Here is a 14004-nt window from a genome sequence, read left to right as displayed (position 1 = left end):
CTATGCTATAAAAGGTATTAAAAAGCAGGCTATTATTACTGGTGGTAAAGATATTACAGCAAGAATCATAAAAAGATTATGAAGCTTTCTAAAAATCAGTGCCTTTTTTAATGACTTTTTTAGCTTCACATCTTCGGTACCATCTATATGCTCCTTTATCAAATCTCCAGAAACATAAGATGAGTTTACCAAAATCTCGTTGTCTAAAAACAAAGAGGCACTATTATCTAACAATCTAAATGCTACCGCCACTATAAAGAAAAAAAGCGGGGAACAAATTGCAACTGCGATTAGATATTCTGTTAACTCTGACATACTTTGGGTTTAGATTTATACTCTTCTATATTACTTCTATAAAATAATCCACCCGTAACCGCCATCACGAAGCAGCTAAAAGATTTAACATTAGAAATTAATATATTATTCGATTTATTCTAACTAAATCCTATTGAGATATTGATAAAACCTTTTGAATCATTTTATCATCTTTATTAATAATTTTTTCAAAAGCATTCGTCCCAAATAATTGTTGAGCCATAATCGCTTTTAGGTATTTTTTTAATTGTTCTCGATAATTTTGTAGGCTAATATCGATTCCTCTTTTTCTAGTATAGGTCAAGAATCCGTCTGCAAAATCATCATCGATTTCTATTTCCTGTTTGAATTTCTCCTCGGTCAATTTATTATAAAAACCTCTATTCTTATCAAGTTCTTCAAATATATATCCACCCATTCTTCCGGAACGTAACATGTAATTCAGCGTCTCTCTGACTCTGGTGGTATCTTTGCCAACAAAAATATCAGGTATGATACCACCGCCTCCATATACCGTTTTACCAGCAGGAGTTTCAAATTTTAAAGAATCTGCTACCTGTATACTATCTACATTTTGTAATTCTCCGTTTTTATACCGTTCCAAATACTCATTAAAATACTCCTTATTGCCATTTTCATATGGTTTCTGAATAGATCTTCCCGTAGGCGTATAATACCTTGAAATTGTTAATCTAATAGCGCTACCATCTCCTAAAGCCATCTCCCTCTGCACTAATCCCTTTCCATAAGACCTTCGACCTACAATTGTACCTCTATCATTATCTTGTATTGCTCCTGCAAAAATCTCACTGGCCGATGCAGAGTTTTCATTAATCAATACATATACATTCCCTTTTTCGAAGCTACCATTGCGTGTCGCATAGTTATTTTCAATCGCACCTTTCTTGTTTTTGGTAAACATAATGAGTCTATCATTTTTTAAGAACTCATCTGCCATTTTTAACGCTGGAGCAATAAATCCTCCTCCATTATCTCTAAGATCGACCACTAAGTTCTCTGCTCCAATATCTTGCAGAGAGTCTAAAGCTTTCTTGAATTCCTTAAAAGTTGTTTCTGCAAATCGATTAACTTTTATATAACCAAGATTTTCCTTGAGCATATAACTAGCATCTATACTTTTTAAAGGTACTCTTCCTCTTTTTACTACTACATCAAATATACCTTTCCCTTTTCTATAGACTTTTAACTGAACCTGACTGTTTAATTCTCCTTTAAGTTTATCCGCAAGTCCATCTCTTCTTAAACGCTCTCCAAATAGTGTATCCTGATCTGCCATAAGAATTCGGTCACCAGCCATAATTCCTGATCGTTCACTTGGTCCGCCTTTGATTGTTTGTATTACCGAAATAGTATCTCTGAAAGGGTAATAGCTAACACCGATACCAATAAAATCACCTTGCATGCTTTCAGTAATCCCTTCTAATTCCTCGGGTGGTATATATACAGAGTGTGGATCTAGATTTTCGAGAATTCTGTTTACAGTAACATCAACTATACTATCTGTATTGATTTCATCGACATATTCATAATCAATATAATCAATGAGACGATTTAATTTTTCTTTTTTTGCATTGTAGGAAAACAGTTTTGCTGATGGATTACTAAAATCGAGTTTACTTCCTAAAAAAACTCCTGCACCCATCGCCAAACCAATAAATAATGGTAAATATTTTTTTGAATAACCCATTAATTGTCTAAATCTGTAATCTTTTCTATTTCTACTCCAGCTTTCTCTAAAAAAGAAAGTCCTGAATTATCTTTGTAACCTCTTTGATACACTATTCTTTTAATTCCCGCCTGATGGATCAATTTGCTACATTCCTTACAAGGTGATAGCGTTATATATAATGTAGCTCCTTTGCAAGACTGTGTTGAAGAAGCTACTTTAGAAATTGCATTTGCTTCTGCGTGAAGCACATACCATTTTGTATACCCTTCTTCATCCTCACAAGGATTTTCAAAACCAGTAGGAGTTCCATTAAATCCATCAGAAATGATCATTCTATCCTTTACAATAACCGCACCAACTTTTTTCCTGTCACAATGGGACAACTTTCCCCATTCTCTTGCTATCCTAAGATAGGCTTTATCATATTTTAGTTGTTTTTTTTTTGGCATATGCAAAATTGGATAGTACTTTATTATAGTACGAATATATTATGACTATGTTTCAAATACAACCCTAATTGACAATAAATTACCATATTTTGTTTGAAATCAGCATCGGGATCACCATCCCAATTACTATGGAAGAAACAACCAGTACCCAATCCCTCTTAGAGAATCTAAAAATCGTTTGAATCACAAAACTAATAACAAGAACAATTAATACTACAACAAGTTGTGCCAATTCTATCCCTAAAGCAAACTCAATCAATGGTAAAATTTTTGAACTCACATTGCTACTAACCGCATTAAAAAAACCCGAAAAGCCTAATCCATGAATCAATCCAAAGAATATTGTCGTGGCATATAAAACGCCAATTTTATTCTTACCTGCAGCCTTTCCTGCCGTAAACACATTAAAAATTGCTGCCACTAGTATCGTTAAAGGAATTAAAAATTCTACTAGTTTAGAATTTACAGAAACCACATCATACGCTGCCAAAAAAAGTGAAGTTGTATGACCAAAAGTAAATAATGTAACCAGCAAAAGAATTCTTTTCCAGTTATCAAAAGTATAGGCAATTGTTAGTAGTATTAAAAATAGGATATGGTCGTAAGCCTGCCAATCTAATACGTGATAAAAGCCTAGCTTTACATATAACCAAAATTCTGACATGATTTTATTTTTGAGGTTGTCTAATGTACAATTAAAAAAGAATAATCCAGAAGATTTGTAGGAACTCTTATAAAAAATTTAGGATTATCCGCTTTTTAAAGAGATAGAACCGCTATTTACCGATTTTCGGTATTTATTAAATAGTGAATTAATGTATCTCAAAACATAAATAAATCATTAATTAAAATATACATTATGGATATTCAAAAATTGTTAGATGAAAGTATCATATTTATCCTGGATTTTGGGCCAAAAATAATAGGTGCCATACTGATTTGGCTTATTGGATCGTGGATCATCAAAAAATTGACTAAGGGTATTTCTAAACTCATGATAACTAGGAACTATGATGAAAGTCTTCAAAAGTTTCTCGTGAATCTACTGGGCTGGGGTCTAAAAATACTGCTAATTCTAGCGGTTCTAGGAACTGTAGGCGTGGAAACTACTTCTTTTGCAGTCATACTTGCTGCCACGGGTTTGGCTATTGGTTTAGCTTTACATAGGTCTTTAAAAAAATTTACAGGAGGAATCTTAATAATGATGTTCAAACCTTTTAAAATAGGGATTTAACAGAAGTGCAAGATGTATTAGCTGTAGTAACTAAAATTGAAATTTTTACAACCAAATTGTCAACACCACAAAATAAGGAAGCTATTATTCCAAATGGAACTTTATCCAACAGAAATATCATTAACTCTTCTTCTCGGGGAACATTAAGAGTTGACCTAACTATTGGTATAGGCTATGGGGATGACATTAAAAAAGCCAAAGAAGTCCTGATAAACGTTCTCACCGACAATCCAAAAGCCCTAAAGGATCCCACTCCAAATGTCGCTTTTAGTGAACTAGGAGACAATGCGATAAACTTAGTGGTAAGACCTTATACAACCGTTGCAGATTATTGGAATGTATACTTTAGTGTCTTAGAAGATTCTAAAAATGCATTAGATGGCACCGGAATTTCTATCCCTTATCCACAAAGGGATGTGCATATGCATAATTTGAACTAATTCTTTACATCAAAAAAAGGAATTAAAGCAATTCTAAACCAAAGCCTATTACTGTAATTTCTCTACAGTTTAAAAAAAATATAATATCGGGAGGTTACTGAACAATTCTTTACCTAAAAAAACATCTTTAGATCCCGCTTGGTAGGTATATTGCCAGTGTATAATGACCAAAAAAAATAGATATATGCTAGCTAAGTCTTCTTTTATCCATAATGACTTTTTACTCCAAAATAAATTCTCCAAAATACTATACCATACGTATGCTAAACATTTACCTATTATAGATTATCATAATCATCTCTCTCCAGTGGATATTTGTACTAACAGACAGTTTAGTACTATTACGGAAGCTTGGCTAGAAGGGGACCACTATAAATGGCGTGCCATGCGAACATTGGGGGTTAACGAAGATTTCATTACCGGAAAATCTACTGACAAGGAAAAATTCCTGAAATGGGCAGAAACTGTTCCATATACTATTAGAAATCCTCTGTTTCACTGGTCACATATGGAGCTTAAGAAGCATTTTTCTATTAATTATTTGTTATCACCAGATACCGCAGAAAGAATTTATACAGAAAGTAATGAGCAACTCCAAAACGCTGATCATTCTACGCAAGGACTACTTCACATGAACAATGTAGTTGTAGTCTGCACCACCGATGATCCGATTGATACGCTTACATATCATACTAAGTTTGCTACTCAGGAAAAACCAGTGAAACTACTACCAACTTTTAGACCAGATAAATCTTATACCATAGAAAACTCTTCGTTCTACTTAGAATATCTTGAATTATTAAGTGAAAGGTCAAATATTAATATAAACAATTTTGAAGATCTTCTTAACGCATTAGAAAATAGAATTGATTACTTCCACACTATTGGCTGTAGATTATCAGATCATGGTTTAGAACATTTATACTTTTATACTGAGGGGGCTTATAATATTACACAGATATTCAACAAAATAAAATCAAAAAAGACTCTTGAAATCGACGAAATCAAATATTTTAAATTTAAGGTTTTATTTTTTTTAAGTACTTGTTATCACAAAAGAGGATGGGTTCAGCAATTTCATCTTGGAGCAATTAGAAATAACAACGATAGACTGTTACAAAAGCTCGGCCCTGATACGGGTTTTGATTCTATTGGGGATTATTCTCAGGCCAAAAGTGTAAGTGGCTTTTTAAATTCGTTAGACCAAACGGATCAATTACCTAAAACTATTCTATACAATTTGAACCCTGCAGATAATGAAGTTTTTGCCTCAATGGTTGGTAATTTCAATGATGGGACGATAAAAGGAAAAGTTCAGTATGGTGCAGCCTGGTGGTTCTTAGATCAAAAAGATGGCATAGAAAAACATCTAAACACGCTCTCTAATCTGGGCTTATTAAGCTGTTTTGTAGGGATGCTTACCGATTCTAGAAGTTTTTTATCATTCCCCAGACATGAATATTTCCGCCGTATTCTTTGTAATTTACTTGGCGATGATGTTCAGAAAGGTTTGTTACCAGCAGATGAAAAATGGTTGGGAAAAATTGTTTCTGATATATGTTATTATAATGCTAAAGAACATTTTCCATTTTGAAAAAGCAATAGGGAAGGTGTTTTATATAACATCTTCCCTAAAAAACAATTCAAAAACTAACAAAATGTGAACTCTAATTATGTTTTAGGTATGGTTAAATAGGTACCTTTAAAACTTTGATTTAACACCGTCATTTCTATGTTGTCACTTACTTTATCCGGAACAACTTCAATTTGCGCTCTTCCATTGGACATTTTTAAGGCCTCGCTACCCATCGGAGTCCCCATATGTCTTTTTGTCTCCCCTCCTGATAAACATTGAAAATATACTCTTTCTTCGTAATCCAAACATCGTAAGCCTGCTTTATCTCTGGCAGTAGCGATGATTAAATAATTTCCATTCTCTAATTTGTCATACGACAGTGATAGTGAATTTGCTACATCATTTTTCTTATATCTATAACTAACACTAAGACTATCCGTTACTTTTTTTCCATTTTTAAAGCCAACTGCTTTTAGTTTGTTACTTCCTTCTTTAAAAACGACATCCCACGTAAATCCCGATGCAGGAAACATATTAATATCTTTATTCTTTGTTCCCAAGGTTTTTCCTTCAAAATATAGTTCTACCTGATCGCAATTGCTATACACATTTATTGTTCTTGACTTATCTTTAATACCTTGTCTTTCAGTCCACGTATGTGATTCTATATATACAAAAGGGTCTTTTGCCCAATAACTTTTAAAAACATAATAAGCGTCTTTAGGATTCCCTTCTCGATCCATAATACCTTTTTGATTTACGTAAGGGATATCATTTTCAGGTCTTAGAGGCGTACCGAAATCTTTAAATGCCCATTGTACATTACCTACAAAAGAATCATTGGTTTCTGCAATTTTTAGATGCCAGTCAAAAAGATCTACTATATAATTTTCACTCCAGTCCCCAATTTTCGCAATATTAGTGACAGAAGTTTGTGTTATAGCTTCTGTCCAACCATCAGGATCCATCGCTCCTCTGCCATCTACGGGATTTTCAGTATGCCTTCCATAATGACTAGAACCGCCATACTCTGCATGAATAAAATGGGGATATTCTTTTATGTACTTTTTTAGCGCTTTCTCATAGGTAGTATAACTTCCAGAATACCATCCCGACCAGATTGAAGGTGAGAACACATCTACTATACCAGAACCTGAATAATATTTTCTGATAGCCGTCTTTCTGCTAGGATCTAGTGTATGCGATAATGTATTTAATTCTTTTAAAAAACTATTTAACTTTTCTTCATCATCTCCATTTTCAAAATCTGGTAACCAATAAATTTCATTTCCCAAAGACCATATAATGACACTTGGATGATTAAAGTTTTGATTGATAATTTCTTTTAGCATATTTTTTGTGTTGGTTTTCCAGGTTTCATTACCTATCCCTCCTCTACACCAAGGCAATTCATCCCACACTAAAATTCCTAATTCATCACACATTTTATAAACTTCAGGGTCCTGTGGATAATGTGCTAAACGGATGAAATTAGCACCCATTTCTTTGATAGCCAAAATATCTTTGCGATGCAATGAATTGGGCATGGCTGCACCATATCCCGCATGTTCCTCATGACGATGTGTTCCTCTTAATAATACCCTTTTACCATTAAGGTAGAAAGGACCATTCTTTTTAAACTCAAACCAACGGAAACCAAATTTTTCAGTCAATTGATCAACCTGTTTGCCAGATTCCAATAATAAAACGTTCACTTCATATAGATTGGGAGTATCAATATCCCAGAGTATCGGTTTAGCGAGATTTTTGAAATCTAATTTTAATTGGGTGTTATTGAGTTTTTTAGAAATCGTACGGATTTTTTTTCCATCTGGTTGAAATAACTCTGCGATTACTTCATACTTTTCTTTATTTTCTAAACCTTCTATTTCTATATCTAATTGAAGAGATGCTTCTTCTTTCGAAACCTTTGGGGTCATGATTTTTATATCAGAGATGTTGGATGTATATTTTTTCATAAGCCATACATCTCTGGTGATTCCTCCATATATAAAAAAGTCACTTTTCTGAGAAGGTATTATCTCTCGATCATAACTATTATCCACACGTACCAATAGCTCATTCTTTCCTACCTGTAACTGATTTGAAATATCAACAGTAAAACCTATATACCCACCTATATGTTCTCCCGATAATTTACCATTTACGTACACTTGCGTGGTAATATTAGCTCCTTCAAAATATAGTTGATACACTAAATCTTTATTAATAGCGTCTATCTGTAAGTTTTTTCTATACCAACTTGCACTTCTCCTATATCCTGGCGTAAGGTCCATCGTATCGTGATCATTCCAGGTATGTGGTAAATTCACCGAAGTCCACCCGGTTTGATTATGTACTTGATCTATACTATCGATATTCAATTCGAGATAGTTCCAATCATTATTTATATTTTCTTTTGATCTGTTCATCTGAGCAGAACAATAGGTAGACAAAAAGACACATACTACAATTCGTATACAAGAGGAAAAAAAAGCATTGTTCATAAATCAAGACTTATTTAAGATTACTTCTTCTTAGAATTGCTTCTAAAAAATAATAATCAGCATAATTAATAGGGCCATTAATCTCATCATTTTTTGGCCAGTTTCCGGTACTATGATTTAGAATAAATGGAATGTTGGATTTATTTTGGACCACATATTTTTCTGACGAAAGACTACTCATAATTCGATCAGAAAAATCTAAATATTTTCTATCTTCTGTATGTTCATATAGTTCTATTAAACCCGATGCCATAATTGCCGCGGCAGAAACATCTCTGGGCTCACTAGGAATATTAGGAGCGTCAAAATCCCAATACGGAACAGCGTCCACGGGTAAGTTTTCATGATTTATAATGAAACTTACAATTCTTTTAGCCTGTTCAAGAAATTCAATATTCTCTGTATATCTATACGCCATTGTAAACCCATAAAGACCCCAAGCCTGTCCACGAGCCCAAGAAGATTCATTTCTAAACCCTTGGTGTGTTACTTTAGATCGTACATCACCCGTAATTGTATCATAATCGACTACGTGGTAACTACTATTATCATCTCTAAAATGATTTCTTACTGTTGTTTTTGCGTGTTGATCGGCGATTTCATAATACTTGTTCTCTTCAGTGTAGTTTGATGCTTCAAAAAGCAATTCCAGATTCATCAGGTTATCTATAATTACTGGAAACTGCCACTCCTCTTTATTAAAATCCCAAGATCGAATTGCACCAACTGTATCATTATACCGTGTAATTAATGTCTGAGCACTTTCTACGATAACTTTCTTATAATGTTCTTTATTGGTAATCTTATACCCATTGCCAAAACTACAAAACACTTTAAACCCCATATCGTGGGTTCGATCATTATACTTCTCTTTTTCTATATACGCTGTCCATTCTTTGGCTTTTTCACTATATCTAGTATCTCCAGTAATTTTAGATATTAGCCATAAACTCCCTGGAAAAAATCCACTGGTCCAGTCTTTTGAAGGAACTTTTTTAATAACACCATCTTCATCAGCACTTCGCGGAAAAGCTAATGAATCTACTGAATACTGCAGCAAGTAAGAAAATCTATCAACATATTTGACAACAGTATCTTGCTGTACTATACTCTCAGGTTTATGATCTGACGAAGCATCTTTACACGCTGTAAAAAACACAAAAACCATCATCACTCCTACCAGAGCTAGAAAACTTTTTTCTTTTATCATAGAGTTAATTAGTATCCTGGGTTTTGCGGCAATAAATTCAGATTTCTTCCTAATTCATCATTAGGAAGCGGAAATAAATAATCCCTGCTTGGATCGAAATTAGGCTGTGGATCCAGAGATGTCGGTCCAAAAACTTCCATTCCTAAATTTAATCTTTTAATATCATACCATCTTTTGAACTCAAAAGCTAATTCGATTCTTCTTTCTTCAATAATAAGATCTCTAAAGGCGTCTTTTGAAAATCCTGTATTTATATCTTCAGGAAAGTTATTCATTGTTCCGGCAGCATTTCTGGCTCTAGCTCTAATTTGATTGACATAATCCACAGCCTCTCCGGTTGGCCCCGAAAGTTCATTTGAAGCTTCTGCTGCGATTAGCAATACTTCTGCATAGCGCATCGCTCCATAATTATGGTCAGAATCACGGTTATTGGTTCCGGCTGTTCCGGGAAGGCGATAATATTTTGCAATATGTGGTCTGGAAACCCCTCTATTTGCGGTTCCGAATTGTTGCCAAGGCACCAGAACTCCATCGAAAATAGCCTCTGTATCAAAACTAACTGATTTTCGATAATCATTATCGTCAAAAGAATCATAAACTTCGACCGTTGGTACAGCTACGCTCCATCCTTCGTTAGCCGGTCCTCTCATACCGGTAAGTGGTGGAATAAAATCCCTACCTAAGTTACTGGTAGCGTCAATTCCTTTAAAATCTACAGAAAAAATATGCTCTACCAATCCATTTGCTTTTGTAGCATCAAATAAATCCTGAAAATCTGCTTCTAAATCATAGCCGAACCTTCCTTTATTATTGATTACAAAAGTAGCCTCATCATATGCATTTTGCCAATCACCCAAAGTAAGATAAACTGACGCCAAATAGGAAGCTGCAGTTCCTTTTGAGGGAATAGATCGAAACGGTTGTTGATCCGGAAGCCAAGTTCTTGCATACTCAAGATCTTCAATGATATTTGCGTAAATCTCATCTACCGAAGTCTTACCAACAGTAAATAAGACTTCCGGCTCTCTTACTGCAAAATCTATATAAGGTACTTCTCCAAAAACCCTTACTAAGTGATAGTACGTAAATGCTCTTACAAATCTTGCCTGCGCTACTATTGCATTCTTCACTTCTTCACTTGCCTCTACAGATGCAGCTCCTTCGATTGCATTGTTTGTGGCTCCAATGATCGCATAACTTCTGGGCCAAAAAGCGGTAATCATTCCATTATCTCCATCCATATCCATTAGGTCTACCTGAATCCTTCTTCCAGAAGTTGTGGGGTCTCCTATGGTTACCATATCCCCCCTTAACAATAAACTTAACGTAAGTTTTCTTCCCCAGAATTCTTCTGAAGCAATATAACTGTAGGAACCATTTACGGCCGCCTCCAGGTCATCAGTTGTGTTGAAAAACGATTCTGGAGCTAGTACTCCTATTGGTTCTTCTTCTAAATCCGTACAACCAATCATTGTAGTTGCAATAACTAATGTGAAAATTATCTTTTTCATTTGTCAGATTTTAAATTATTTACATTTACTGTTTGTTCTTTTCTTAGAAAGAAACATTTACGCCTAAGGTATAAGCTCTTGTGTTCGGGTAACTTCCATAATCTAAACCTAGATTTACATTACTTCTGCTATTATTATCAGACCGGTATAGTACCTCAGGATCTAAACCCGAATAATCCGTAAAAGTCAATAGATTTTGACCACTTAGAAAAACTCTTAATTTAGACATCTTTAATCTATCCAAAAGTTGAGAATCAAAACTGTAGCCCAATGTCATATTCTTAAGTCGCACATAAGATCCGTCTTCTACCCATCTCGAAGAAATTCTTCTATTTCTTGATGCTGCACTTGGTACATCTGTATTAGGATTTGTTGGGCTCCATCTATTCAAAGCTTCCGTGGTAGCATTGCTGGCACCATTGAGAGTATTCAATTCCAGCAATGTAAAGTTAAACATATCTCCACCTACAGATCCCTGGAAAAATATGTTCAAATCAAAACCTTTGTACATAAACGTATTGTTAATACCAAAAACAAAGTCGGGATGTGGGTTTCCAATGATCGTTTGATCTTCATTATTTAACTCTCCATCCCCGTTAAGGTCTCTATATCTTTCTCCTCCAGCTTGTTGTTCAAAACCAGAGCCTGGTATTGGAGTATCTGCAAATTGATACACTCCGTCATACACGTAACCAAAATACACACCAACTGGTTCACCTTCTCTTAATAAAGGTACATTTGGTAATAGCAAATGACCCGGACTAGAACTAGACCCCAAATCTCTAATATCTTCTCCGTCAGGGAGCTCTAAAATTTTATTTCTGTTTCTGGTGAAATTAATATCAGTATTCCAAGTGAATTCGCCAACCAGGTTTCTTGTAGATACTTCTATTTCAAAACCTTTATTTTCCAAACTACCAATATTTTGAGTTTGAACAGGGTTACTTAATCCGGATGTTTCGGGAAGCGGTCTGTCTAAAATCAAATCTTCTGTTACCATATCATAGTAATCCGCTGTGATGTTGATTCTGTTATCAAAAAAACCGATATCAATACCGAAATTCAATTGCTTGGTAGTTTCCCATTTTAGATTATCATTAGCCAATCGATCTATAGCTACGGCATTTACGAGTTCTCCTCCTTGAATTGAATATATACTTCTAAAATTAGCCAATGTACCAAAAGCTGCAATAGCTCTATTTCCCGTTAGACCATAACTGGCTCTCCATTTCCATTGTGAAATCAAATTAGAATTTTTGAGAAAAGTTTCATCTCCCATATTCCAGGCAATAGCACCTGACGGAAAGAAACTCCATTTATTATTGGCGCTAAACGTTGAAGAACCATCTCTTCTTGCAGAGAATGTGATTAAATACTTTTCTGCAATATCCAGATTGATCCTTCCAAAATAAGATGCTAGTTCAGATTCTACTAATCTGGATTCGGCAGGTAAAAGATTGGCTGCACCGTCTAAGTCCCAAAAACTTACGGCATCTGTCACAAATTCACTCCCCGCAGCAGTAAACCTTTCAGATCTTTCTTTCTGATAGGAATACCCAAGCGTTGTGGTTAACGCTCCAAAGCTAAAATCTTTTTTATAGGTCAAGTAATTTTCTGAAAGTATATTTGTCCTTTTTTGAGTACCTAATCTTGCTTCTCCTCCAATACCTGCTCCTCTTATTACGGTAGTTGGATAAAAAATTCCTTCCCGATCATTTCTAACATTATACCCTAAGGTCGTTTTAAAGGAAAGTCCTTCTACTAGCTTATAATCTGCATAAATATTGGTTTGAAATAGATCATTTAGCCTTTCATTAAATATTTGTGTTGCACTTGCAAATGGATTGTCGATATCATCACCAACACTTGGCAGGGTAAATTCGCCATTCGTATTAAAGATACCGCGATCCGGGCTGAATCGGAATGCTGAGGAAATTACTCCAGCGCTTCCACTCCCTCCGGATTGCTCTTGTGTCTGAACCCCTTCTCTGGTTGATCTTCTTCCAAAAGTACTCATTCCTACTTTAAGCCGACCAGAAACATTCACATTGATATTACTGGTAAAGGAAAAACGCTCTAATCCAGATCCTATCACAACTCCTTCCTGGTCAAAAAAGGTTCCCGAAAGGTAATAATCCACATTTTCTGCTCCTCCAGATAATGCTAGCTGATGGTTAGAAATCTGACCTGTTTTAAAAATGACATCTTGCCAATCCGTATTTGCAGAACCTCTTACATATGCTGGATTAATCTCTTCTATATAATCGCCAAATTGATCAGCTTCTAATAAGTCTAAGGTATTACTAACAGTTTGAGTGGAATATGAGGTGTTAAAATCAATTCTCATTTTTCCTTTTTTACCTTTTTTAGTGGTAACAATAACAACACCATTCGCTCCACGGGATCCATAAATAGCTGTTGCAGAAGCATCTTTTAATATTTGTATTGACTCGATATCTTCTGGTGCCGGAAGTGCTCCTCCCACAAATCCATCTACCACAAAAATTGCATCACTACTGGCATTTATAGAAGTTGCTCCTCGTATCCTGATACGAATTGGAGATCCAGGCTCGCCACCATTTTCAGATTGTACTGATACACCAGCGGCTCTACCTTGTAGTGTCTGTTCTGTAGAAGCAGCAGGATATGCTGTAATATCTTCTGATTCAACTGAAACTACAGATCCTGTGAGGTCTTTTTTTCTTCTAGATCCATATCCCACCACCACAATTTGCTCTAAAGACTCTACTGAAGCAGATAAGGTAACATTGATCTTTTTTTGACTACCTACTTTGATTTTTTGATCCATATACCCAACATAAGAAAACACCAAAACTGAATTTTCATCGGGTACACTTATTGTATATAGGCCATCAAAATCCGTAGTGGCTCCAATAGCCTTGTTTTGTACTGTAATATTGGCTCCAAGAATAGGCACCCCATCTTCTGAAGTAACCGTTCCGCTAATATCAATTTGCGCAGATAAACCTGACCCTATCATTAGTAATAGAATTGGAATACACTTTCTTAGTAATTTTAAGTATGTATACTTTTCATTCATGAGTATTGATT

Annotated in this window: 11 protein-coding genes; 3 read left to right on the top strand and 8 right to left on the bottom strand. The window is 35.0% G+C overall.

Annotated features, from left to right (window positions below):
• The 4 genes from ACWGOQ_RS01305 to ACWGOQ_RS01290 form a co-directional block, all read right to left on the bottom strand.
• Positions 1–315, bottom strand: coding sequence for a hypothetical protein (locus ACWGOQ_RS01305; RefSeq protein WP_452056744.1), 315 nt, complete (start codon positions 313–315; stop codon positions 1–3).
• A 130-nt stretch (positions 316–445) separates the two neighbouring features.
• Positions 446–2023: a S41 family peptidase gene (locus ACWGOQ_RS01300; RefSeq protein WP_452056743.1), complete on the bottom strand. Its 1578-nt coding sequence runs from the start codon at positions 2021–2023 to the stop codon at positions 446–448.
• A complete protein-coding gene (locus ACWGOQ_RS01295; RefSeq protein WP_452056742.1) occupies positions 2023–2454 on the bottom strand; it encodes a deoxycytidylate deaminase in 432 nt (143 codons plus the stop codon). Before ACWGOQ_RS01295 ends, ACWGOQ_RS01300 begins: the two co-directional genes overlap by 1 nt.
• 79 nt (positions 2455–2533) lie before the next feature.
• Positions 2534–3118: a HupE/UreJ family protein gene (locus ACWGOQ_RS01290; protein ID WP_452056741.1), complete on the bottom strand. Its 585-nt coding sequence runs from the start codon at positions 3116–3118 to the stop codon at positions 2534–2536.
• A gap of 195 nt (positions 3119–3313) precedes the next feature.
• Here ACWGOQ_RS01290 and ACWGOQ_RS01285 point away from each other — a divergent pair, with 195 nt between their 5' ends.
• The 3 genes from ACWGOQ_RS01285 to uxaC all read left to right on the top strand — a co-directional run bounded on the left by ACWGOQ_RS01285 (position 3314) and on the right by uxaC (position 5722).
• Positions 3314–3688 (top strand): mechanosensitive ion channel family protein, encoded by a 375-nt coding sequence (locus ACWGOQ_RS01285; RefSeq protein WP_452056740.1) that lies wholly within the window; start codon positions 3314–3316, stop codon positions 3686–3688.
• Between the two features lie 5 nt (positions 3689–3693).
• Positions 3694–4128 carry a mechanosensitive ion channel family protein gene (locus ACWGOQ_RS01280; protein ID WP_452056739.1) on the top strand — a complete coding sequence of 145 codons (435 nt, stop codon included), beginning with the start codon at positions 3694–3696 and terminating at the stop codon, positions 4126–4128.
• Between the two features lie 184 nt (positions 4129–4312).
• A complete protein-coding gene (uxaC, locus tag ACWGOQ_RS01275; protein ID WP_452056738.1) occupies positions 4313–5722 on the top strand; it encodes a glucuronate isomerase in 1410 nt (469 codons plus the stop codon).
• Between the two features lie 77 nt (positions 5723–5799).
• Here the strand turns inward: uxaC and ACWGOQ_RS01270 are convergent, their stop codons facing one another.
• Genes ACWGOQ_RS01270 through ACWGOQ_RS01255 form a run of 4 tightly spaced genes read right to left on the bottom strand, consistent with a single transcriptional unit; the run spans position 5800 to position 13993 of the window.
• Positions 5800–8211 carry a glycoside hydrolase family 2 protein gene (locus tag ACWGOQ_RS01270; protein ID WP_452056737.1) on the bottom strand — a complete coding sequence of 804 codons (2412 nt, stop codon included), beginning with the start codon at positions 8209–8211 and terminating at the stop codon, positions 5800–5802.
• A gap of 10 nt (positions 8212–8221) precedes the next feature.
• A complete protein-coding gene (locus ACWGOQ_RS01265) occupies positions 8222–9421 on the bottom strand; it encodes a glycoside hydrolase family 88 protein (RefSeq protein ID WP_452056736.1) in 1200 nt (399 codons plus the stop codon).
• Between the two features lie 8 nt (positions 9422–9429).
• On the bottom strand, positions 9430–10932 hold the full coding sequence (locus tag ACWGOQ_RS01260) for a RagB/SusD family nutrient uptake outer membrane protein (protein WP_452056735.1): 1503 nt from the start codon (positions 10930–10932) through the stop codon (positions 9430–9432).
• Positions 10933–10975: 43 nt separating this feature from the next.
• Positions 10976–13993, bottom strand: a complete 3018-nt coding sequence (locus ACWGOQ_RS01255) for a SusC/RagA family TonB-linked outer membrane protein (RefSeq protein ID WP_452056734.1) — start codon at positions 13991–13993, stop codon at positions 10976–10978.
• Positions 13994–14004 lie beyond the last annotated feature (11 nt).

Source organism: Aquimarina ulvae, from assembly GCF_053613295.3.
Note: the sequence above shows the minus strand (reverse complement) of the source record. Positions and strands in the feature narration are given on the sequence as shown.

Bases quoted from the DNA above. Each gene is read 5' to 3' on its own strand.
- ACWGOQ_RS01305 (WP_452056744.1), bottom strand. From the start codon at position 315: ATGTCAGAGTTAACAGAATATCTAATCGCAGTTGCAATTTGTTCCCCG.
- ACWGOQ_RS01300 (WP_452056743.1), bottom strand. From the start codon at position 2,023: ATGGGTTATTCAAAAAAATATTTACCATTATTTATTGGTTTGGCGATG.
- ACWGOQ_RS01295 (WP_452056742.1), bottom strand. From the start codon at position 2,454: ATGCCAAAAAAAAAACAACTAAAATATGATAAAGCCTATCTTAGGATA.
- ACWGOQ_RS01290 (WP_452056741.1), bottom strand. From the start codon at position 3,118: ATGTCAGAATTTTGGTTATATGTAAAGCTAGGCTTTTATCACGTATTA.
- ACWGOQ_RS01285 (WP_452056740.1), top strand. From the start codon at position 3,314: ATGGATATTCAAAAATTGTTAGATGAAAGTATCATATTTATCCTGGAT.
- uxaC (WP_452056738.1), top strand. From the start codon at position 4,313: ATGCTAGCTAAGTCTTCTTTTATCCATAATGACTTTTTACTCCAAAAT.
- ACWGOQ_RS01270 (WP_452056737.1), bottom strand. From the start codon at position 8,211: ATGAACAATGCTTTTTTTTCCTCTTGTATACGAATTGTAGTATGTGTC.
- ACWGOQ_RS01265 (WP_452056736.1), bottom strand. From the start codon at position 9,421: ATGATAAAAGAAAAAAGTTTTCTAGCTCTGGTAGGAGTGATGATGGTT.
- ACWGOQ_RS01260 (WP_452056735.1), bottom strand. From the start codon at position 10,932: ATGAAAAAGATAATTTTCACATTAGTTATTGCAACTACAATGATTGGT.
- ACWGOQ_RS01255 (WP_452056734.1), bottom strand. From the start codon at position 13,993: ATGAATGAAAAGTATACATACTTAAAATTACTAAGAAAGTGTATTCCA.